Origin of the sequence: Synechococcus sp. R60.1, from assembly GCF_047461835.1 — a bacterium.
Classification (GTDB): domain Bacteria; phylum Cyanobacteriota; class Cyanobacteriia; order Thermostichales; family Thermostichaceae; genus Thermostichus.
The window spans coordinates 1-19509 of sequence record NZ_JANSIA010000036.1 but is presented as its reverse complement, the minus strand read 5'-3'; the positions used below and the strand labels follow the sequence as shown (position 1 = coordinate 19509).

19 protein-coding genes and 1 pseudogene are annotated in these 19509 nt (G+C 58.5%); 13 read left to right on the top strand and 7 right to left on the bottom strand.

All coding sequences use genetic code 11. The features are described from left to right. Positions 1-178: 178 nt before the first annotated feature. A complete protein-coding gene (locus tag NW834_RS06865) occupies positions 179-2695 on the top strand; it encodes an ExeM/NucH family extracellular endonuclease (RefSeq protein WP_414426263.1) in 2517 nt (838 codons plus the stop codon). Positions 2696-2972: 277 nt separating this feature from the next. On the opposite strand, the gene cbiD is transcribed toward NW834_RS06865, so the two are convergent. Beyond that, complete coding sequence (gene cbiD / locus NW834_RS06860; RefSeq protein WP_414419781.1) at positions 2973-4079, bottom strand: cobalt-precorrin-5B (C(1))-methyltransferase CbiD; 1107 nt, start codon at positions 4077-4079, stop codon at positions 2973-2975. A 199-nt stretch (positions 4080-4278) separates the two neighbouring features. On the opposite strand from cbiD, the gene NW834_RS06855 reads away from it, so the two are divergent. After that, positions 4279-4632: a hypothetical protein gene (locus tag NW834_RS06855; RefSeq protein WP_414350209.1), complete on the top strand. Its 354-nt coding sequence runs from the start codon at positions 4279-4281 to the stop codon at positions 4630-4632. 38 nt (positions 4633-4670) lie between these two features. Here the strand turns inward: NW834_RS06855 and def are convergent, their stop codons facing one another. From def to NW834_RS06835, 4 genes are all read right to left on the bottom strand, one after another. Next, positions 4671-5261 (bottom strand): peptide deformylase, encoded by a 591-nt coding sequence (def, locus tag NW834_RS06850; protein ID WP_414419782.1) that lies wholly within the window; start codon positions 5259-5261, stop codon positions 4671-4673. A gap of 142 nt (positions 5262-5403) precedes the next feature. Then, positions 5404-5718: a DUF3593 domain-containing protein gene (locus tag NW834_RS06845; RefSeq protein WP_414330521.1), complete on the bottom strand. Its 315-nt coding sequence runs from the start codon at positions 5716-5718 to the stop codon at positions 5404-5406. 3 nt (positions 5719-5721) lie between these two features. Further along, positions 5722-6048: a DUF2499 domain-containing protein gene (locus NW834_RS06840; RefSeq protein WP_414419783.1), complete on the bottom strand. Its 327-nt coding sequence runs from the start codon at positions 6046-6048 to the stop codon at positions 5722-5724. Beyond that, positions 6048-6224: an NblA/ycf18 family protein gene (locus NW834_RS06835; RefSeq protein ID WP_041437678.1), complete on the bottom strand. Its 177-nt coding sequence runs from the start codon at positions 6222-6224 to the stop codon at positions 6048-6050. The genes NW834_RS06840 and NW834_RS06835 overlap by 1 nt, the downstream gene beginning before the upstream one ends. Before the next feature lie 377 nt (positions 6225-6601). Between NW834_RS06835 and NW834_RS06830 the strand changes: the two genes are divergently transcribed. The 5 genes from NW834_RS06830 (at position 6602) to NW834_RS06810 (ending at position 9726) form a co-directional block, all read left to right on the top strand. Then, positions 6602-6853 (top strand): RNA recognition motif domain-containing protein, encoded by a 252-nt coding sequence (locus tag NW834_RS06830; RefSeq protein WP_011434316.1) that lies wholly within the window; start codon positions 6602-6604, stop codon positions 6851-6853. Positions 6854-6976: 123 nt separating this feature from the next. Beyond that, on the top strand, positions 6977-8281 hold the full coding sequence (locus NW834_RS06825) for a metallophosphoesterase family protein (RefSeq protein ID WP_414419784.1): 1305 nt from the start codon (positions 6977-6979) through the stop codon (positions 8279-8281). A gap of 508 nt (positions 8282-8789) precedes the next feature. Further along, positions 8790-9035: a GlsB/YeaQ/YmgE family stress response membrane protein gene (locus NW834_RS06820; protein ID WP_414350218.1), complete on the top strand. Its 246-nt coding sequence runs from the start codon at positions 8790-8792 to the stop codon at positions 9033-9035. A 75-nt stretch (positions 9036-9110) separates the two neighbouring features. Next, positions 9111-9485 (top strand): hypothetical protein, encoded by a 375-nt coding sequence (locus NW834_RS06815; protein WP_414350220.1) that lies wholly within the window; start codon positions 9111-9113, stop codon positions 9483-9485. A gap of 1 nt (position 9486) precedes the next feature. Continuing rightward, a complete protein-coding gene (locus NW834_RS06810; protein ID WP_414329398.1) occupies positions 9487-9726 on the top strand; it encodes a hypothetical protein in 240 nt (79 codons plus the stop codon). Between the two features lie 113 nt (positions 9727-9839). Here NW834_RS06810 and speA read toward each other — a convergent pair whose 3' ends face one another. Then, complete coding sequence (gene speA, locus NW834_RS06805) at positions 9840-11762, bottom strand: biosynthetic arginine decarboxylase (RefSeq protein ID WP_414388946.1); 1923 nt, start codon at positions 11760-11762, stop codon at positions 9840-9842. Between the two features lie 447 nt (positions 11763-12209). On the opposite strand from speA, the gene pstS reads away from it, so the two are divergent. From pstS to NW834_RS06790, 3 genes are all read left to right on the top strand, one after another. Beyond that, complete coding sequence (gene pstS, locus NW834_RS06800; RefSeq protein WP_414349959.1) at positions 12210-13310, top strand: phosphate ABC transporter substrate-binding protein PstS; 1101 nt, start codon at positions 12210-12212, stop codon at positions 13308-13310. A 290-nt stretch (positions 13311-13600) separates the two neighbouring features. Further along, complete coding sequence (gene dnaK, locus NW834_RS06795) at positions 13601-15493, top strand: molecular chaperone DnaK (RefSeq protein ID WP_414329477.1); 1893 nt, start codon at positions 13601-13603, stop codon at positions 15491-15493. Between the two features lie 208 nt (positions 15494-15701). Next, on the top strand, positions 15702-16661 hold the full coding sequence (locus NW834_RS06790) for a DnaJ C-terminal domain-containing protein (protein ID WP_414329479.1): 960 nt from the start codon (positions 15702-15704) through the stop codon (positions 16659-16661). A 140-nt stretch (positions 16662-16801) separates the two neighbouring features. Here the strand turns inward: NW834_RS06790 and NW834_RS06785 are convergent, their stop codons facing one another. Continuing rightward, positions 16802-17701: an RNA methyltransferase gene (locus NW834_RS06785; protein WP_414415919.1), complete on the bottom strand. Its 900-nt coding sequence runs from the start codon at positions 17699-17701 to the stop codon at positions 16802-16804. Between NW834_RS06785 and NW834_RS06780 the strand changes: the two genes are divergently transcribed. The 3 genes and pseudogenes from NW834_RS06780 to NW834_RS06770 form a co-directional block, all read left to right on the top strand. Beyond that, entirely contained in the window at positions 17700-18287 is a 588-nt protein-coding gene (locus NW834_RS06780; protein ID WP_414329482.1) for a hypothetical protein, read from the top strand. The two genes, NW834_RS06785 and NW834_RS06780, sit on opposite strands and share 2 nt — an antisense overlap. A 14-nt stretch (positions 18288-18301) precedes the next feature. Beyond that, the gene (lpxC, locus tag NW834_RS06775; protein WP_011434326.1) at positions 18302-19156 is read left to right on the top strand and encodes a UDP-3-O-acyl-N-acetylglucosamine deacetylase; all 855 of its coding nucleotides are present in this window, start codon (positions 18302-18304) and stop codon (positions 19154-19156) included. Between the two features lie 213 nt (positions 19157-19369). Then, positions 19370-19509, top strand: a pseudogene (locus NW834_RS06770) (3-hydroxyacyl-[acyl-carrier-protein] dehydratase FabZ); the annotation flags it as partial.

Genomic DNA, 19509 nt, shown 5'->3' with positions numbered 1-19509 from the left:
TATAGACGGTAAAAATACGGGATCCTTTGAAGTTTCGGGAGGAGTGAAGCAGATGTGGTCTAGGGTTACTTCGCGTCGTGTTGCCCAATCAATTGCGGTGCTAGTTTTTGGTTTGGTGCTTTTGGTTTCTCTGCAAGGGTACGGCTCCAGAAGAACTCTTTTGCCAATACTTACACCTGTGCCAGCACCGACCCCGACTTCAACACCCACAGCCACGCCAACACCGACGCCCACGCCGACCCCGACTTCAACACCCACAGCCACGCCAACACCGACGCCCACGCCGGGAGGCTGTGATCCCAACGCCAACCTGATCCCAGTTGGCACTGTCCAGGGCACTGGCTTCACTTCCCCTCTGGTGAACCAAACAGTCACGGTTTCTGGAATCGTAGTAGGAGACTTTGAAAATGAGGGGGTGGCTGGCCAAACCTATCTCCAGGGCTACTACCTACAAGATGATGGTGACGGGAATCCCGCCACATCAGATGGCATCTTCGTTTTCAGTGGCACAGCTAATAACGTCAGGCTTGGGGATAGGGTTCAGGTGACCGGAACGGTTGCTGAGTTCCGCCAGCAAACCCAGCTCTCCAACGTCACCAGCTTTACTGTCTGTAGCTCTGACAATCCGTTGCCGGCCCCAGTGCAGATCTCTCTACCGCTGACTGCGGAGCAAAGGGAAGCTCTGGAAGGAATGCTGGTCACATTTGGAAATCAGCCCCTGTTTGTAACCGACTCCTTCTTGCTGGGACGCCACGGGGAGCTGAGTGTGGCCACAGAGCGGTTGTTCACTCCTACGCAAATTGCGGCTCCCAGCCAGGCAGCTGCCATTCAAGCGGAAAACGACCGAAAGCGGATTCGCATTGATGACCGGCTGCTCACCCAAAACCCAGATCCGGTTATCTACCCTACTCCGGGTGGCCTGAGCGCGGCTAACACTGTGCGCGGCGGCGATCGCGTCAGCAACATCACCGGGATCATGACCCAGTTGCGAGGCCGGAATGTCAGTGGCGATGTGGATGCGACCATCGACTACCGTATCCACCCCAATGATCCCAACAACTTGCCCAGGTTTACAGCCACCAACCCTCGCCCGCAAAACCCACCCTCAGTAGGGGGCTCCCTGAGGGTAGCTAGCTTTAACCTGTTCAACTACTTCAACACCTTCGGCAACGCCTGCTTCCCCAATAACTCCTCCTGTCGGGGAGCCAGCAACGCCACCGAGTTCACCCGCCAGCGGGATAAGCTCATCGAGGCTATTCGCCGCATGGATGCCGATATCGTAGGCCTCAACGAGTTAGAAAACGATGGATACGGTTCGAATAGTTCCATTCAGGATTTGGTGAACGGGCTCAACCAGGTCATGGGGGCAGGAACCTACGCCTTTGTGAATGTTGGAGTGCCCAACCTGGGCGGCGATGCCATCACCAACGGCTTTATCTACAAGCCAGCTACGGTTGAAATTGCCCCCGGCACTAACCCGGCCTTCCTGGACACAGGGGAATTCACCCAAGGCCCCGGACGCTTCCATCGTCCTCCTCTGGCTGTAACCTTCCGGCAGCGGAGCAACAACGCCACCTTCACTGTTGTGGTCAACCACTTCAAGTCCAAGGTTTCTCCCTGCGATCCTATTGACAACGATCCCTTCCAAGGCAATTGCAACGGCAACCGCACCCGGGCCGCTCAGCAACTCTTGAGCTGGCTCGCCACCAATCCAACTGGCTCCACCGATCCGGATGTGTTGATTATGGGGGATCTCAACTCCTACGCTATGGAGGATCCGATCAAAACTCTGGAGGCGGGCGGGTTCATCAACCTCAATGGCTCCAACAGCTACTCCTTTAGCTTCCAAGGACAGTGGGGATCTCTGGATCATGCCCTGGCCAACAGCAGTCTGAGACCCCAAGTTACAGGCTCAGCTAAGTGGCACATCAACGCTGATGAGCCCGTGAGCTTGGACTACACCCTGAGCTTCAAGAGTCCCTCTCAGCAGAGCCTCTTCTACGCCAGCGATCCCTTCCGCTCTTCCGACCACGATCCGGTGCTCGTTGGCTTGAACCTGACTCCGGCCCCAACACCGACGCCGACGCCCACACCGACACCGACGCACACCCCGACACCGACGCCCACACCGACACCGACGCCCACACCGACGCCGACGCCCACACCGACACCAACTCCTCCTTCCGTTAACCTGCCTTTGACTGAAGGCTTTGATAACTGCAACCCTGCTCCAGCCGGCTGGCAGATTGTGGATGTGGACGGCGACACCAGTCGTTCCTGGCGTTGTGTCAACTCCCTTGCCGAGGCCAACGCTTTCAACGGTCAGCAACCGGGTAATGACTGGCTGATCACTCCTCCTCTGAACCTGGCTTCCGTCAGCAACCCAGTTCTGACCTTCCGCAATCAGAGTTCTTTTAGCGATAACGGCCTTCCTCCTTCGCAACAACTAAGCGTTCTTTACTCCACCAACTACAGCGGTGCAGGCACTCCAGCGGCAGTGAATGCAGCCACTTGGACTGCTCTGACGATTCCCACTCTCTCTACGGGCAGCTTCGTCGACTCCGGCCCGATTTCTCTGGCTGGGATCCAGCCTTCCAACCGTGTTTACATTGCCTTCCGCTATCGCTCTTCTGGTACAGCTTCCGGCTCGGCCACTCGCTGGCAGGTGGATAGTGTCAACATCTCCGGGAACTAGGTGTGGGATCCTAGTGCCAACCTGAGTCTGATTGGCAGTGGCTGGGAAAGTGGATCTGCTTCCTCAGCCGTAACGCTCTCCTATGTGGTCTTGGCCGGGATCCACCGTTGCTCAGCGGGTTTCGAGCAGAGGGATTGACTTTTGGAGCACGGACTAAAGGGAGAGGAGCCGGGGGTGGTTGCCTTTGGCGGCACGGAGCGCTTAAGACACTTCGGGAGAAAAATGGTTGAGGATCCGGGGGGATTGCAATGTCCTCGTCTCAATCGAAATGACCTCATTATGGGATCCCCACCTGGGCGCAGATTTGCCCCTGTCGGTCGAACAACGTCACCCGCAAGGGCAGGGATCGGCTGGCGTATTTCTGCACATAGCCTGCGGCTCGCTCCAGGATTTGGCGAGCCAACTCCTGCATCACGGGTGCTGCCCAGCCAAGGCCATCCAGATGGTGCACCGCTGCCTCTACTGTCCGCAACTCCAGCACTTGCCGTGCCTGTTCTGCCGTTCCCCCACGCCGGATCAGGGCTGCCGCCAGAATTTCCAAGCGGGCATCGGCCACGTGGCTGGAAGTGGTGAAGATCCCCCCTGCCAGCTTGATCAGCTTGCCGTGGTAGCCGATCAAATGAATGGACTCCGCCCCCCGCAGCGCCGCTTCCACCAGCAACGGCCCTATCCAATTGGCTACTCGCAGGATCTGGTCTTCCGGGATCCCTTGCCCCAGCGCCACCTGCTGCCCATGGCTGCCCACGCAAAAGATCAAATGCTTGTGCCGCTCCAACTTTTGTTGCAGCTCTTGGCGGGCTTGCTCTAAGCTCTCAACACTTGAGGAAGGCTCCACCTCCGCCCGCGTTCCCAACAGGGCCAGCCCTTCCAGCACCCCAAAAGCGGCATTGGAGGTGCGCTCCGCCAGGAGCTTTCCTTCCGGCAAAATGATGCGCACCCGCAGGCGGCAGCCCTCTGGGATCCCGGGCAAAAGATTGATCTCAAACAAACGGCGGGCATAGGCATAAATGGCCGGGCTGCCATCGGTGCGTCGCCCCAGCCCTTCCCCGGCTTCCAAGATCAAGGGGGGATCCTCGGGATCCCTCTCCTCCAACCTCACCCAAGCCCAGACCGGTGTGTCGCGGGTGAGATCCAGGTGGGGGCCGGGATCCGAGCGGGTAATGGCCAGAGCTGTTGTCTTCTCCAAGGCAGCTACCTGCTCCACTGGGATCCGGATCCAAGCCTCAAGGGACCGGGGCTCAGCCTGCACCGCAATCGCCAAGCGCCCCCCTTCCTTCTCCAAAGGGATCCCCAGAAGGTGGTGAAGAGCAGCTCTGGCCGAAGCAACGGCGAAAACCGGCAAGGTATAGCCCCGCGGTCGGGATCCCTGAACAGCATCCTGCATCTGCAGAGATTTTTGCTTGGGAAATGGGTAACCGGAAAACCAAAATCTCCGGAAAATGCACACCTCAATTGTGGCTTGTGAGAGAACCCAGGAGTTTCGGGGAACACCTCCCGGAAGCAATCGTTAAATGATCTGGGGGAAGAAGAGGGGATCCGAAATTTGCCTTTTTCAATGAAGGTAGTCGAAAACTGGGGCAGCTATGAGCGAAGCAGTGCAGCACTACCTTGAGCGTCTGGAGTCGCAAATACAGGAGCTAAAAGCTGCCATCGAGCGGATGCCCGAGCAGGTGGTGGCTGTTCTCCTGGCTACCCAGGAAGCCAAAAAAAACACCCCCGCCCCCTCCCGTTACAGCGTTCTAATCTCAGACTTGGTGGAAGATGGCAGCCACAACTTCCTGCTGGATGATGAACCCACCGTGGTGAGCAACCGCAGCATGGGGCATGAGCTGGCCCCCGAAGCCCAAATACAGCGCCTGAGTGCCCAGTTAACCGCTGCCTACAACCGCATTGCCGCTCTGGAAGAGCAGCTCTTGGCCCAGCGCTTGCAACACTAAACCAAACCGACAGTCGTCCGGACCGGTCTGGAAAGGCTTCAACGGGGAACAGCAGAGGGCTTGCCTTTGCGGTGCACATCCTGCATCTGGAAGCCGTGTTTGCGCAGCTCTTGATCCAGCACCAGCTCGTTTTCCACGTGATCCACAAACAACACGCCGTTGAGGTGGTCGATTTCGTGTTGGATCACCCGCGCCAGCAAATCGTCCGCTCGAAGGGTGCGGGGCCGCCCCGTTTCATCCTTGAACGAAACCACAATCCCTTCTGGGCGCATGACCTCGCAGAATACCCCCGGAATGCTCAGGCAACCCTCCTGCCCGGCAACGGCCTCGCCAATGTACTCCCGGATCTCCGGGTTGATCAGCACCAGCGGTGGCACCTCCGGCTTATCGGGATAAAGATCCACCACAATCATGCGCTTGGGAATGCCAACCTGCGGAGCCGCCAGACCAATCCCATCAAAGCTGTACATGGTCTGCAGCATGTCCCGGGCAAGCTGGCGGATCTCGTCGTTGACCTGGCTGATGCGCTTGGCCGGCTGCCGCAGCACCTTGTCCCCCATGCGATAAATGTGCAGGGGCGGATGCTTCAGCTTCACTTTGGGAACAGCAACAGAAAGGGTAGCCACCATCTGGCAGATCTCACAGAATAACAGCAGGTATCAGGCCTGGATCCCTATTCTACATTCAGTCCCGGTTGCGCCGAAACCACTGTTGCCTAACTCTCTTCTCCTTTTTGATTTTGAAGAGGGGGTAGGGACCTGTTTGGGATGATCATGGCTCAGGGTTGCCGTCGCCAGCCTCTGGAAGTCGTTGGGCCTGTTGGTCAATTCCCTGCTTAAAGCCCAAGGCCACCAAAATATTGGAGAGGGTGAGAAAAGCCTCTGCCCCTCCATGCAAGGGATCCACGTTGGCCAGGGAAGTGCCGTAGTGCATCTGAGCGTACAGCCCTGCCGGGATGCTGACGGCCACAAAGAGCAACAACAGCCAAAATCCAACCAAGGCCGAACGTGGGATCCGGCGCAGCCGCGACAGGAAGAATAAAAAGACCAGGTAGGGGAACAGAGAGAGGGCAAATAAACTGTTCATCGCCTAGTCGGGATCCCCCTCCTGTGCAGGCTCGTCGGCTCTCTCAGCTCGCCAAATGCGGTAGGCAGCCCAAGCCAGGGTACAGTTGCCCAGCAAGGTGAAGCTGGCCTGTGCAGTCACCACCCAGTCTAACTTGGGGTCGTTGTCAAACCAGTGCCAGGTGATCGCGCACATCGCCCCCGACAAAGCAGGCAGCATCGCCCAGCTTAGACCTCGCCATTCGGGCTGGCCCACCCGCTCCCCAAATTGCCACACGAGCACAATAGCAGCGATCCACTCCAAGACGCTGGCAATGTGAATCCACCAGGTGGGAAGCGAAAGGGCGTGCATCAGGCGCTGAGGGAATGACGAAGCAGTTGGCGGTAAGTGGCCTCCTGCAACAGCATTTGCTTGTGCAGTTTGACCAAAATGTCTTTGGCCTGCTCGGGGCTCATGCGAGAAACCAAGGTCTCGAAAGCCCGCTGGCGAAATTGCTGCTCCAAAGAGAGCTCTAGCGTTTCATCCATCATTATCACCTCAGGGTGCTCAGGTAGAGAGGTCTGCAAAGAGTTCCAACAGCGCAGATCTGGCCAGGTAGTGCAAGCAGGATAATACATATCTTAACAAATCGCAACAACGTGACAAGATGCCGGATCTCGACGTGCCGGAAGGGAGCTTGGCCGAGGCGAGGGCAGAGAACCTCAACCCAGTGGCAGAAAAAGTACAGGCCCGTCAAGTTGGACAAAGGTGCATTTTGGATGGGGAAGGGGGAAGATTTTCCGGCAGGGATCCCTTTACATCCCGTCATGTTCGGCGATTCGGCAGGGCTCCATGATAGAAGTGAAGTACTCTGGAGCTTTGTTGCCACCCTTGCTGATTGGTGACTTACTTTGCTTGAATTGCCATGACCATTTTTGTGGGGAACCTAAACTATAAAGCCTCAACAGAAGAACTAAAAGCTTTCTTCCAGCAGAGGTGGAACGTTAAGTCGGTTACAATCCCGATAGACCGAGAGACAGGTCAGACACGAGGCTTCGCGTTTGTGGATCTGGCAACTGAAGCTGAGGAGGACGAAGCCATCGAGAGCGCGAACGGGCAGGAATTCATGGGCCGGCCTCTGCGTTTGGATCGAGCCAGGCCCCGCCGCCAAGCCTAAGCAAAGATTGTTCAACCCTGGGTTTGCCATTCTGGACAACCAAAGGACTCCGTCCCGCTAACGCGAACGGCAAGGTTTATCCCAACAGATGGGAGAGCTGCAAAGTCTCCAAGAGCGCCCAAGATGGTAAGGTTGCTACATCTTTCCGACATTCATCTGGGCAGTGGTCTTGCCTACGGCCACATTAACCCAGCTACCGGCCTGAATACCCGTTTGGAAGATTTTGTAGCTTCTTTGCGCTTGTGCATTGACCATGCTCTCAACCAAGCGGTGGATCTGGTGTTGTTTGGGGGCGATGCTTTCCCCGATGCGACACCCCCCCCTCTCCATCAAGAGCTTTTTGCCCAACAGTTTCGCCGCCTGGCCGATGCAGGGATCCCAACCGTCCTGTTGGTGGGCAACCACGATCAGTACGGGCAGGGACAGGGAGGCAACAGCCTGGCTATCTACCGCGCTTTGGGGGTCTCAGGCTTTATTGTGGGGGACAGACTGGAAACTCATCGGATCGAAACTCGCGGTGGCCCGGTGCAGGTGACCACTTTACCTTGGCTGAGTCGCTCTGCTCTACTCGCCCAACAGGAAAGCTTGGCGCTTGAAGGGGAAATCCTCGCGCATCAGCTCCTGCAGCGCCTCCGCCTAGCCCTAGAAGGGGAGATCCGCACCCTGCAGCCAGGGATCCCGGCGATTTTGTTGGCTCACGTCATGGTGGAGACAGCCCGCTACGGAGCAGAACGCCATCTTTCGGTGGGCAGAGGATTTACGGTGCCCCTTTCGCTGCTGGCTCGGCCTGCCTATCAATATGTTGCCTTGGGGCATGTACACCGTCACCAGGTGCTGTGTCGGGATCCCTTGATGCTCTATCCCGGCAGCATTGAGCGGGTGGATTTTGGCGAAGAAAAAGAGGAAAAAGGCTGTGTGCTGGTGGAAGTCACCCCCGGGGGGGCCAGCTACGAATTTTTGCCCTTGCCAACCCGTACCTTTCACACCATTCGCCTGGATCTGAGCGCAGATCCACCCCAGCAGGTGCAGTCCAAGCTGCTGGCCGCCATCGCCAAGGCCCCCGTGGCCGGCTCCATCCTGCGGTTGATCTACCGCATACGGCCCGACCAGCTAGAGTGCATTGATGAGCGGGCTCTGCACAACGCTCTTGCCCCTGCTTTTAGCTACACCATCGCCCCAGAAGTGGTCAGCCCCAGCCGCATCCGTCTGCCGGGATGGGATCCCAGCCGACTTGAGCCCCTGACGGCTCTGGAGCAGTATCTGGCCGACCGCAGCGATCTGGCCCCCTTGCACAACGATTTGCTGGCCGCGGCCCGTCAGTTGTTGGAGGAATATGTGGATCCTTTACAAGACTGGGCCCCCAACTGGGAGGAGCTGGGATCTTCAAGCCTTGCCCCAGTGGAAGAGGAGCAGTTGCCTTTGTTTTGATTGGTTTTGAGATGCTCCCTTTGTCGCCTCAGGGTTCGTAGGGGTGGGGATGGGGGATCCCTGTAGAAGAAATCAGGACAGGAGTGCTTGCCAAAGCTGCGGGCTCCTCAAGCTTCAAGTGATCTAAATCACTTCGAAATGGCAAAAAGCAACACAAACTGGGGATTGGGTTGAAGACGTTGGCAACGACGGCATCAGCTCACTCACAGGGAACTGACTCAGACTGGTAGACCTCACACTGCCAGTCTTTTTTTGTTTGAGGTTTAGGTATTGTGAAGCTGCAGCAAGCAGGGGATCCCTTTCATAATCATTCACAAGATTCTTATCTTTATCTCCATAGAGGTCTGTTATCAAAAGACAAATAACCATCTGTTCTCGGCAAAGGCTACCAATTTGGTAAGTAGCCGTCAAGTGTGCCGAGTGTATAGAAGGTTGGTTCTTGGAGCATTTATTTTCTTGCAACAAGGGGTAATCTGTAGGAACGGCATACCTTGAGGAAGTAGGTTCTATGAACAGCATACTTTGGTTTCTCCTAATCGGAGCCCTAGCAGGTTGGCTGGCAGGAAATATCCGACGCGGCTATGGCTTTGGCTTGATAGGCAACATAATTGTTGGTGTTTGCGGGGCATTTTTTGGAGGATTCCTCTTCGATTTACTTGGCCTGTCGGCTACGGGCTTGTTGGGAAGCTTGTTGATGGCCACGATTGGGGCTTTGGTTTTGTTGGCGTTAATTGGCTTCGTTCGTCGGGCTTGATCTTTAAACTGCTCGCAAGAGTTTGCGTTTTCGTTGCAATCTTGATTGAACATTTACCGGAGAAGGAGAATTTTTATGAGCATTCGTGTTCTTTCGGCAGCGATGATTGGCTTAGCCATCCCCAGCATGGGTCTGTTGACAATGCCATCTGCTTCTGCCCAGCACTTGTTTGATTTGGGAGTGCGCCAACTGCAGCCGGGCACCATCATTCCCGTCCAGAGCTTCAAGGGAGAAGAGCCCCAGTACTTCAGTCCCAACAGCACCCACCCACTTACCCTGCGGGTAGCCCAGGACATCTACAACGGCAGCGGCCAATTGGCGATTCCAGCAGGCAGCGAGGTGCGAGGCAGCTTGCGACCGACTCAGGGAGGGGCCAGGTTCTTCGGCACAGCTTTGATTGCCAATGGGCGACTTTACTCGGTGCAGATGTCTTCTGATTTGATCCACTGATTTGATCCACACTGAGAAAGACCCGCGCCACTATTCTGCCGAAGCGATTGCTCAAGATGCAGCCATTGGTGCTGTGGGGGGTACGGTGCTGGGCTTGCTCACAGGAGGCGTTTCTGCTTTAGGGGTTATTGGCGGAGCTGGAGCCGGAGTGGCGGTGGGCAATATCACGGCACCTCAAGTCGTGGTGTTGCGCCCTAACCAAACGATTAACTTGGCTTTGGACAGTCCGGTGCGTCTGTGATCGACAAATTTTTGATCTGGTTTTGATTTGGTTTGATCTGGAAGCAAAAAGGATCCCGGTTTTAGGCCGGGATCCCTGTTTGGTTTTAGGGATTTTTTCGAGGAACACCACCTTCAGTGCAAGTAGGTGTAGGCCCGCAGATTGTCTTCAAAGTGCTGCTGCAAGGCGCGGGCTTGATCCAGCGTGATCTGCCCTCGCTGCAGGGCGGTCTCGGTGGCGTGGTGGAGGGTCTCCACCAGATCTTCGCTGTTGTACTGCACCCAGCTCAGCACCTCGCCGATGGTGTCCCCCTTGATGACTTGGGAAACGTGGTAGCCGCCGGGGCGGGAGCGAATATGCACCGCGTTGGTATCGCCAAACAGGTTGTGCAGATCTCCGAGAATCTCCTGGTAAGCGCCCCCCAGAAACACCCCCAGCAGGTAGGGATGTCCGTTGGGGTCGTGCAGCGGCAAGACCGAGGTGATCTGCCCATCTTCGCCAAAGAAGCGGTTGATCTTGCCGTCGCTGTCGCAGGTGAGATCGGCCAGGGTGGCCCATTGGCGTGGCTCCTCATCCAGACGATGAATCGGCATGATGGGGAAGACCTGGTCGATGGCCCAGCTATCCGGCAGGGATTGGAATAGAGAGAAATTGCCGTAGTAGATGCTGGCCAGCATCTCGTCCAGATCCAGGAGATCCACTGCCACGGGGTGCCCTGCTTGGTGCTGCTCGTAGGCCAAGGTGCAGATCTTGTCGGAGCAGTTCCAGAACAGCCGCTCCACTTCAGCTCGCTCCTGCAAGCTGAGGGATCCCTCAGTGAACTGGCGCAGGGCGGCCTCCTTCAGCTCCTGACAACGGCGGTAATTGACCACCAGAGTATCGGGCTGGATTTGGTAGTAAAGCTGGTTTAGCTTCTGGATCACCTCCGCATCGGAAGTGAGCTGGGTGGGCATCGGGTAGGGGCTGGCAGCGTTGACATCTTGCACGTCAAACACCAGCACCGACTGGTGGGACATCAGGGCGCGTCCGCTTTCGGTCACCAGTACCGGCGGCTGGATCCCGTGGGGTTCCAGGGCGGTGAGCACGGTCTGCACCACGGTGGCGGCGTAGTCCTCCATGCTGTAGCTCTGGGAAAAAGGATTGGGGGACTGGGATCCGTCGTAATCAACCCCCAAGCCGCCGCCGATATCCAGGTAGCCCATGGGGGCCCCCAGCTTGGTGAGTTCGATGTAGATTTGGCTGGCTTCCCGCACGGCTCGTCCATGCACGCTCACCATCGAGATCTGGGAGCCGATGTGGTAGTGCAACAGGCGTAGACAATGCAGCTTGCCCGCTTCCCGCAGCCGTTCCACCACTTGCAAAATCTCGGTGGCCGTGAGGCCGAACTTAGCCCGATCCCCAGCCGAGGTGCCCCAGCGTCCACTGCCCTGGGCGGAGAGCTTGGCCCGTACCCCCAAGATGGGGTCAATGCCCAGTTGGTCGGCAGCCTGCAGCGCCAGCTCCAGCTCTTGCAGCCGCTCCAAAACGATGATGGGTGTGCGCCCCAGCCGCTGGGCCAAGAGAGCCGTCTCCATAAAATCCCGGTCTTTGTAGCCGTTGCAGATCAGCAAAGCCCCGGGAGTATCCAGCAAAGCTAGGGCAATCAACAGCTCCGGCTTGGATCCCGCCTCCAGGCCAAAGTGGTAGGCACGACCGTGCTTCACCACTTCCTCCACCAGGTGGCGCTGCTGGTTCACCTTAACGGGGTAAACCCCCCGATAGACGTTGGGGTAGCCAAAGCGCTGGATGGCCTGCTGAAAGCTCTCGCAAATCCGCCGCATGCGGTCGGCCACGATCTCGGGAAAGCGAATCAAGAGGGGCAACTGCAGGCCCCGCGCCACCAGATCCATCACCAAGTGGTACAGGTCAATGCCCGGTTCCTGCTGCTGTAAGCCCTGTGGGGTCACCTCCACATGACCGGCGGCGTTGATACGGAAGTAGGGATCCCCCCAACCTGAGATGCGATAGAGCTTTTCGCTGTCTCGCAGTGTCCAGGGAGAACGAGTCAAAGTCGGCATAGTAGTCCCCCAGATACCGAGATGTGAACAGCGCAGGATTTCTGCACAGAATCCACAATATATTGCCTTATTCCAGAATATGTCAAGATTTTTCTGGTGCGGGGGGACTCAGGCCCAAAAACCGCTAAGCCTTGCCAGACAAGGCTTTGGCTTGGGGATCTCTGTGCAACTGCCGCAGAACTCAGCTCGCTCAATCTCTTGTTTGCGCTGTTTTTCTTTGTTTTTCTCTTGAATTCTCCATTTTCTGTCTTTCCTTTCTGGACTTGGGTTGGATCCTGAGTTTTGCTGGGAAGCGTAGCGAGGAATACGGGGATGGCGCAGAGGGAAAGACAGCCACCTGGGGAAAGTGGGCCACGCACGGGATCCCAAGAGCTCTCGCCGGCAACCCTTGACAGGGCCCCGCAGGCAAGACAAGGATCGGGGCGGTGACCTCGGAGAACCTGAACCATGGCTCAACTGCCCCGCTTCCGTCGCCGAGAAGTGTTGCTTTCTTTATTGGCCACCGGCGCTACCTTGAGCGCCTGCCAAAGGGGATCCCGTTCTGACCAACCCAGCGGCAGGGATCCCGTTCCTGCCTCCGGCAGCCAGTCCTCCGACAAAGTTTTGCTGATCAACGGAGCCGGGTCCACCTTTCCGGCTCCTCTTTACTTGCGCTGGTTTTCCGATTACCGCCAGGTGGATCCCAAGGTGGAGATCAATTTCCAACCGGTGGGCAGCGCCGCTGGGATCCGGCAATTTATTGACCAGACAGTGGACTTTGCCGCCAGTGATGTGGCCATGACCGATGCCGAGATCGCCGAGGTGAAGCGGGGTGTGGTCATGATCCCGATGACCGCAGGCAGCATTGCCGTAGGCTACAACCTGCCGGGGATCCCTTCTGGACTCAAGCTGTCTCGACCCGTTTTGGTGAAGATCTTTCGCGGCCAAATCGACCAGTGGCGGGATCCGGAGATCCTGGCCCTGAACCCGGAGCTAACCATTCCCGATCTGCCCATCACCGTCTGCTACCGCTCCGATGGCAGCGGCACCACCGATACCTTTACCCGCCACCTGGCGGCCATCGATCCGGCTTGGGCCTCGGAAGTCGGTGCTGGCATGTCGCTGGAGTGGCCGGTGGGCATTGGGGTGAAAGGCAACGAGGGCATGAGCGCCCAAATGCTTCTCAGCGAAGGGGTGATCGGCTACGTGGAGTCGGTCTATGCCCGCGAGCTGGATCTGTCGGTGGCAGCTCTGGAGAACCGCCGCGGCGAGTTCATTCTCCCCTCCCCGGAAGCCTCGGCCCTGGCCTTGAGCGAAATTGAGCTGCCGGAAAACCTGCGGGCTTTTGTGCCGGATCCCGCTGGCCCTGGAGCGTATCCCATCGTCACCTACACCTGGATCCTGACCTACCGCCGGTACTCGGATCCCGCCATGGCCGCCGCCCTGCAAGCTGTGCTCCGCTGGGCCCTTACCGAAGGACAAGCCCTGGCCGAGGAGATGGGCTACCTGCCCCTGGCCGCAACCGTTGTGAACCGCGGCCTGGAGGCGCTGCAGCTTATCCAGAGTTAGCCTGGCAGCAGTCCCCCAAGAGTTGCCAATAGCTGCCAACCCAGGCCATACCCCAAGCGGCACCGAAAGCAAGGCTGCTGCAGGTACGGAGATCCGTAACCGGTCTGCCCTTCAGCCCCGAGAAATGGGCGGCATTCTCGCCCTGGCCTCGCCAACCAGCTGGTTAGGATCGACCCAGGAAGTGACCAAGCATCTGCCGGATTTTCACAGATTGGCTGCCCAAGCTACTTCACACAGGCTGGCGGCGGTAACCGAAGCAATGTACTCAAGAAGAGGAGAATAAGGAGCCGATGGGAAAAGTTGTAGGAATTGACCTGGGCACAACCAACTCGGTTGTCGCCGTAATGGAGGGGGGTGTCCCCACCGTCATCGCCAATGCTGAGGGTACTCGCACCACACCCTCGGTGGTCGCCTTCACCAAAGATGGAGAGCGCCTGGTGGGCCAAATGGCCCGCCGCCAAGCGGTGCTCAACCCGGAAAACACGTTTTACTCGGTTAAGCGGTTCATCGGTCGTAGGTACGATGAGCTGAATGCCGACTCCAAGCGGGTCTCCTACCAGGTACGGCGGGATGAGCGGGGCAATGTCAAGTTATACGCCCCCCGCCTGAACAAGGAATTTGCGCCGGAAGAGATCTCGGCCATGGTGCTGCGCAAGCTAGCGGATGATGCCAGCCGCTACCTGGGCCAGCCGGTCACCCAAGCGGTGATCACGGTTCCCGCTTACTTTAACGACTCGCAGCGGCAGGCCACCAAAGACGCGGGCCGCATTGCCGGTTTGGAAGTGCTGCGCATCATCAACGAGCCGACAGCAGCCTCTTTGGCCTACGGCTTGGACAAGCGCAACAACGAGACCATCCTCGTCTTCGACCTGGGCGGTGGCACTTTCGATGTGTCCATCTTGGAAGTGGGGGATGGCGTTTTCGAGGTGAAATCCACCAGCGGCGACACGCAGTTGGGGGGCGACGACTTCGACAAGAAGATCGTCGATTGGATGGCCGAGCAGTTCAAGCAAATGGAAGGGATCGACCTGCGGCAAGACCGGCAGGCGCTGCAACGGCTAACGGAAGCTGCGGAAAAAGCCAAGATCGAGCTGTCCAGCGTTTCCGAAACCACCATCAACCTGCCCTTCATCACTGCCACTGCCGATGGGCCCAAACACCTGGAGCTGAAGCTCTCCCGCGCTCAATTTGAACACCTCTGTGCCGACCTGCTGGAGCGCTGCAAGGGGCCGGTGGAACAAGCCCTGCGGGATGCCAAGCTCACCAAGGCCGACATCAACGAAGTGGTGCTGGTGGGGGGATCCACCCGCATTCCGGCGGTGCAGCGGCTGGTGAGGGAGCTGCTGGGCAAAGAACCCAACCAAAGTGTCAACCCCGATGAGGTGGTGGCGGTTGGGGCGGCCATCCAAGCGGGTGTGCTGGCGGGCGAAGTCAAAGACGTGCTGCTGCTGGATGTCACCCCCTTGTCCTTGGGGGTGGAAACCTTGGGCGGCGTGGCCACCAAGCTGATCCCGCGCAACACCACCATCCCCACCCGCAAGTCGGAGATCTTCTCCACTGCCGAAGATGGGCAGACCTCCGTGGAAATCCACGTGGTGCAAGGGGAGCGGGAGCTGGCCCGCGACAACAAATCTCTGGGCCGCTTCAAGCTGGACGGGATCCCGCCGGCCCCTCGCGGTGTGCCGCAGATCGAGGTCACCTTCGACATCGACGCCAACGGCATCCTCAAGGTGACGGCCAAAGACAAAGGCAGCGGCAAAGAGCAGAGCATCTCCATCACCGGCGCCTCTACTTTGGATAGCAAAGAGGTGGAGCGCATGATTGCTGAGGCAGAAAAATACGCTGCCGAAGACCGGGCCCGCCGGGAGAAAATTGAGCGCCGCAACAAGGCCGACTCGCTGGCCTACCAAGCCGAGCGGCAGTTGAAGGAGTTAGGCGACAAGATCTCCTCCAGCAAACGCAGCCAAATCGAGACTCTGGTGCGAGAACTGCGGGAGGCCATCCAGCGGGAGGACGACAGCGCCATCCAGAGCAAAGAGCGGGAGCTGCAAGAGGCTCTCTACGCCATGAGCAGCGAGCTGTATCAACAGCCGGGGGCCTCCTCTGGCCCCACTCCCGGCTCAGGGAAAACCTCCGGCGGCAGCGATGATGTGATCGATGCCGACTTCACCGAGAGCAAGTGACTGCTCAGGGATCCCTCCGTGGGCCGCGGGCCCAGGGCGGATCCCGCCCTTACTTGTAGCGCCGATAATGAGGAGGGACGGGATGGGCGATGGCGTCTAGCCCGCCTCCTCATTTTCTTCAGTAGGTCGGAGGGAAGGAGCCCTTGCCGGGGACGCCTAGCCTCGTGGTTTTCTGCCCACTCTCAGCGATTTGCCTGCGGACGCCTCCATGCAAAACTTTAAGGACTACTACAAGATTTTGGGGGTCAGCAAAACGGCCACTGCCGATGAGGTGAAACAAGCCTATCGGCGCCTAGCCCGCAAGTATCACCCAGATGTCAACCCCAACGACAAAGCGGCTGAAGAGAAATTCAAAGACATTAACGAAGCCTACGAAGTTCTCTCGGATCCCAGCAAGCGCAGGCAATACGACCAATTTGGCCAATACTATCAGCAGGGCGGGTTTCGCTCCAGCCGCGATGCCTACACCTACAGCAGCAGCCCCTTCAGCCAAGACTTTGGGGGGAGCGGATTTGGGGGGAGTGGCGTCGATTTCAGCCAATTTGATGATTTTCAAGACTTCATCGATCAACTGCTGGGCCGGGTGCGCAGCCAAACCACAGACCGCAGCAGCGGATTTTCGGGATCCACTGGCAACACCAGTTACGATGCTGAGGCCACCATCCAGATCAGCATTCCAGAAGCTTTTGAGGGGGGCAAGCGTCGCCTGCGGGTGGGCGGGGATCGCGTGCTCGAGGTAAACATCCCGCCGGGAATTACGCCAGGGAAGCGGATTCGCCTGCGCGGCCAAGGCCACCCCAACCCCAACGGCGGTGCCGGTGATCTGTACCTTAAAATTGAGCTGAAAGACCACCCCTTCTATCGCCTAGAGGGATTCGACGTTTACTGCGATCTGCCCATCAGCCCCAGCGAAGCGGTTTTGGGCGCCCAGGTGGAGGTGCCCACCTTGGAGGGGGTGGTGAAGCTGCGGATCCCACCTGGCATGCAGCCGGGGCGAAAGTTGCGGCTGGCGGAAAGGGGATTTCCCAAAGGCAACGGAGAACGGGGGGATTTTTACGTGGTGGTGCAGATCCATTTGCCCACCCAGATCTCCGAAGAAGAGCGAGAACTTTACGAAAGGCTGCAGCGGGTTCAATCCTACGATCCCCGCGCCACCCTTAAGCTCTAGCATTGATATTCTCCGATATTCTCCCACGGCCAAAGCCTCAAGATTCTTGACAAGCGCTCCGCGCCGCCTGAAAGCAGGAAGCCGCCCTTCTAGCTTGCTTCCGGTAGCGGTAGGGCGGGGCTGGAGGCCCAGCCTTGGGGTCAAGATGGGGTCCTGCTGGAATCTGGTTGCGTCGGCGGGACGGGAGCTGCATTTGCTTCCAGAGGTTCCTGACGAGAGCATCCCTGGCTCCATTGCAGTTGCCGCAGGATCCCGCGCAACAAGGCCACCTCGGCTACGGTCAGGCCGGCTCGCTGGAACAGGGCGCGAAACTTGAGCATTTTGCGGCGGGCTGTGTGGGGGTGCAGGTAGCCAATTTGCAGCAACAGCGCTTCTAAGTGGTCGAAAAATCCCTCCAGCAGCTCGAAGGGGGCAAGCCTTTGAGGCGAGGGCATAGGAGGAGCAGGGGAAGGGCTCTGGCAGACGAGGGTGTACAGCTCATAGCAACAAATGGCCACGGCTTGGGCCAAGTTTAAAGAGGGATAGGTCGCATCGGTGGGGATCTGGATCTGGCGATGGCAAAGGGCCAGCTCCTCGTTGCTCAAGCCGCGATCTTCGGGGCCAAACACGAGGGCGGCAGGGCCGGCGGCCAGCAGAGCGGGAAAGGCTTGGCGGGGGGACTGAATTTGCCATTCGGGTGGGTAGGTTTGGCTGCGCCCCGTTGTCCCGAAAACCTGCACACACCCTTGCAGGGCTTCGGGCAAAGTTTGCACCTTCCGGGCTTGATGGAGCAGGTCTGCCCCATGCACGGCTGTGGTGATCGCTTCCATATCGAGGGGATCGCATTGGGGATCCACCAGCACCCACTGCCTGAAGCCCATGTTTTTCATCACGCGGGCAATGGCGCCGAGGTTGCGCGGCCCAGCCGGCTGCACCAATACAAGCCGTACCTGCGCCAGTTGTTCAGGGCCAGAGTGGGGTAATATCGGCATCAGGTTGGGATCCCCCAGAGTGCCTAGAGTAGAGAAGAGGAGCTTGATTTTGTCATAGATTGCATCCATGGGATCCGCATACCGTTGTTGGCTGAGCTTGATTTGTCTGGTGTTGGTGGGATGCTGCTGGGGATCCCCGGCGCTGGCTGCCCCTTCATCGCTGGCAGGGCCGGCTCAGGTATCGCCCCAGCTCGTTCGCGATAGCGACTCAGAGCGGTTTTCTCTGGCCGAGGCGCGGCAGCGGCTGGAAGCCATTGCCGAGGTCATGCGCTCGATTCGCCTGTGCAACCGGCCCAACTGCCGCTACCGAGATATCGCTGTGGACGTGTGGCCTGTGGACATATCCATCCCCAATGGTGGTGCCGAGCCGTTCTACGAGGGCAGCATCGACGCCATTATCGACCGTCCTTCCGGCAGCTTGGATAAAGCCCACTACCGGCTGCAGTTTCGCCAGGGGCGCTGGCAGTTGCTGGGGGGCGAAGAGGTGTCCGATGTCTCTTCCTTTTTCTTTGAGGGAGATACCTACGAGGTGTTCAGCGCCTACGGCACCCGCAGCCACAAAGCCAAGTTGGCAGATGCCAGCAGCAACCTGCGCGTGGGCTATCGGGAGCTGTATTACCGCGTTTTCGACCAGGGCCAAGAGCGTTTGCACTAGCGCTGCGGAGCACGATGAGAGGCCGGCAACACACCTTAGCCAGCTCTATTGCCCTAGAAGGCGTTGGCCTGCACACCGGCCTGCCAATTGGCTGCAGTCTGCATCCAGCTCCTGCCGGCAGCGGTCGAGTTTTTGTGCGGGTGGATCAACCGGGATCCCCTGAGATCCCGGCTCGGTTGGGATCCCTGGCCCCTGCCCATCTCTGCACCCTGTTGCAGCAGGGATCCCCCTCTGTTCAAGTGCAGACGGTGGAACACCTGCTGGCCGCCCTTTACATCCTGGGCATTGACAACTGCCGCATCGAGGTGGAGGGGCCGGAGCTGCCGATTCTGGATGGCTCTGCCCTGCCCTTTGTAGAGGCCATTGCCCAGGCCGGGATCCAGGCCCAAGATCAGCCAGCCCTGCTGGGGGTGATCCAAGAACCGGTCACTGTCTGGGCGGGGGAAGCCTTTGTCAGCGCCCTCCCCCATCCTACAGCCCGCTTTACCTATGGCATCGATTTTGCCGATTGCCCGATTGGAGAACAGTGGCTGAGCTGGAGGGAGAACAGGCCGGATTTTGTCCAGTCCATTGCGCCGGCCCGCACCTTCGCCCGCCAGCAGGATGTGGAGCTGGCCCGGGAACGGGGGCTAATCCAGGGGGGCAGCCTGGAAAATGCCATTGTCTGTAGCCAAACCGAGTGGTTGGGGCCATTGCGCTACCCAGATGAGCCGGTGCGCCATAAGCTGATAGATTTACTAGGAGATCTCAGCCTCCTGGGCTGCCGACTGCAGGGGCACATTGTGGCCTACAAGGCGGGCCATGCCCTGCACCACCGTTTGGCCGAGCAGTTGCTCAAGAGTGGATCCCTGCTGATCCATGAAGAGTGAGGGGGAGCAAGGGATCCGGTTGCGCAGCAACAACCCTGCCATCCTCAGTTGCGAGAGCGGTGCGGAGCACTTGTCTTCAAGGGGATCCCCAGGGTGGGATCCGCTTCATTCCCCTCCTTTCCGCAGCTCCCTGGGTGCTCTTTTGGCTGAGTTCTGGCCTGCCGTCCTCCCCGTCCGGGATTTGGTTTTGTCCTCTGCCTCTGTGGGTTCACCATGTCCTCTGATGTCTCTCCTCCTCCCCTTCTCTCGGCTGAAGCAGCCGCTCAATTGGCAACCGCTCCCCCCGTCTTCACAACGGAGCAGATTTTGGAGATCTTGCCCCATCGCTATCCTTTCTTGCTGGTGGATCGGGT

What these genes read in the sequence shown, in the direction of transcription:
- cbiD (WP_414419781.1), bottom strand. Translation starts at nt 4,079, where the DNA reads ATGCAGGATGCTGTTCAGGGATCCCGACCGCGGGGCTATACCTTGCCG.
- NW834_RS06855 (WP_414350209.1), top strand. Translation starts at nt 4,279, where the DNA reads ATGAGCGAAGCAGTGCAGCACTACCTTGAGCGTCTGGAGTCGCAAATA.
- def (WP_414419782.1), bottom strand. Translation starts at nt 5,261, where the DNA reads ATGGTGGCTACCCTTTCTGTTGCTGTTCCCAAAGTGAAGCTGAAGCAT.
- NW834_RS06845 (WP_414330521.1), bottom strand. Translation starts at nt 5,718, where the DNA reads ATGAACAGTTTATTTGCCCTCTCTCTGTTCCCCTACCTGGTCTTTTTA.
- NW834_RS06840 (WP_414419783.1), bottom strand. Translation starts at nt 6,048, where the DNA reads ATGCACGCCCTTTCGCTTCCCACCTGGTGGATTCACATTGCCAGCGTC.
- NW834_RS06835 (WP_041437678.1), bottom strand. Translation starts at nt 6,224, where the DNA reads ATGGATGAAACGCTAGAGCTCTCTTTGGAGCAGCAATTTCGCCAGCGG.
- NW834_RS06830 (WP_011434316.1), top strand. Translation starts at nt 6,602, where the DNA reads ATGACCATTTTTGTGGGGAACCTAAACTATAAAGCCTCAACAGAAGAA.
- NW834_RS06825 (WP_414419784.1), top strand. Translation starts at nt 6,977, where the DNA reads ATGGTAAGGTTGCTACATCTTTCCGACATTCATCTGGGCAGTGGTCTT.
- NW834_RS06820 (WP_414350218.1), top strand. Translation starts at nt 8,790, where the DNA reads ATGAACAGCATACTTTGGTTTCTCCTAATCGGAGCCCTAGCAGGTTGG.
- NW834_RS06815 (WP_414350220.1), top strand. Translation starts at nt 9,111, where the DNA reads ATGAGCATTCGTGTTCTTTCGGCAGCGATGATTGGCTTAGCCATCCCC.
- speA (WP_414388946.1), bottom strand. Translation starts at nt 11,762, where the DNA reads ATGCCGACTTTGACTCGTTCTCCCTGGACACTGCGAGACAGCGAAAAG.
- pstS (WP_414349959.1), top strand. Translation starts at nt 12,210, where the DNA reads ATGGCTCAACTGCCCCGCTTCCGTCGCCGAGAAGTGTTGCTTTCTTTA.
- dnaK (WP_414329477.1), top strand. Translation starts at nt 13,601, where the DNA reads ATGGGAAAAGTTGTAGGAATTGACCTGGGCACAACCAACTCGGTTGTC.
- NW834_RS06790 (WP_414329479.1), top strand. Translation starts at nt 15,702, where the DNA reads ATGCAAAACTTTAAGGACTACTACAAGATTTTGGGGGTCAGCAAAACG.
- NW834_RS06780 (WP_414329482.1), top strand. Translation starts at nt 17,700, where the DNA reads ATGGGATCCGCATACCGTTGTTGGCTGAGCTTGATTTGTCTGGTGTTG.
- NW834_RS06785 (WP_414415919.1), bottom strand. Translation starts at nt 17,701, where the DNA reads ATGGATGCAATCTATGACAAAATCAAGCTCCTCTTCTCTACTCTAGGC.
- lpxC (WP_011434326.1), top strand. Translation starts at nt 18,302, where the DNA reads ATGAGAGGCCGGCAACACACCTTAGCCAGCTCTATTGCCCTAGAAGGC.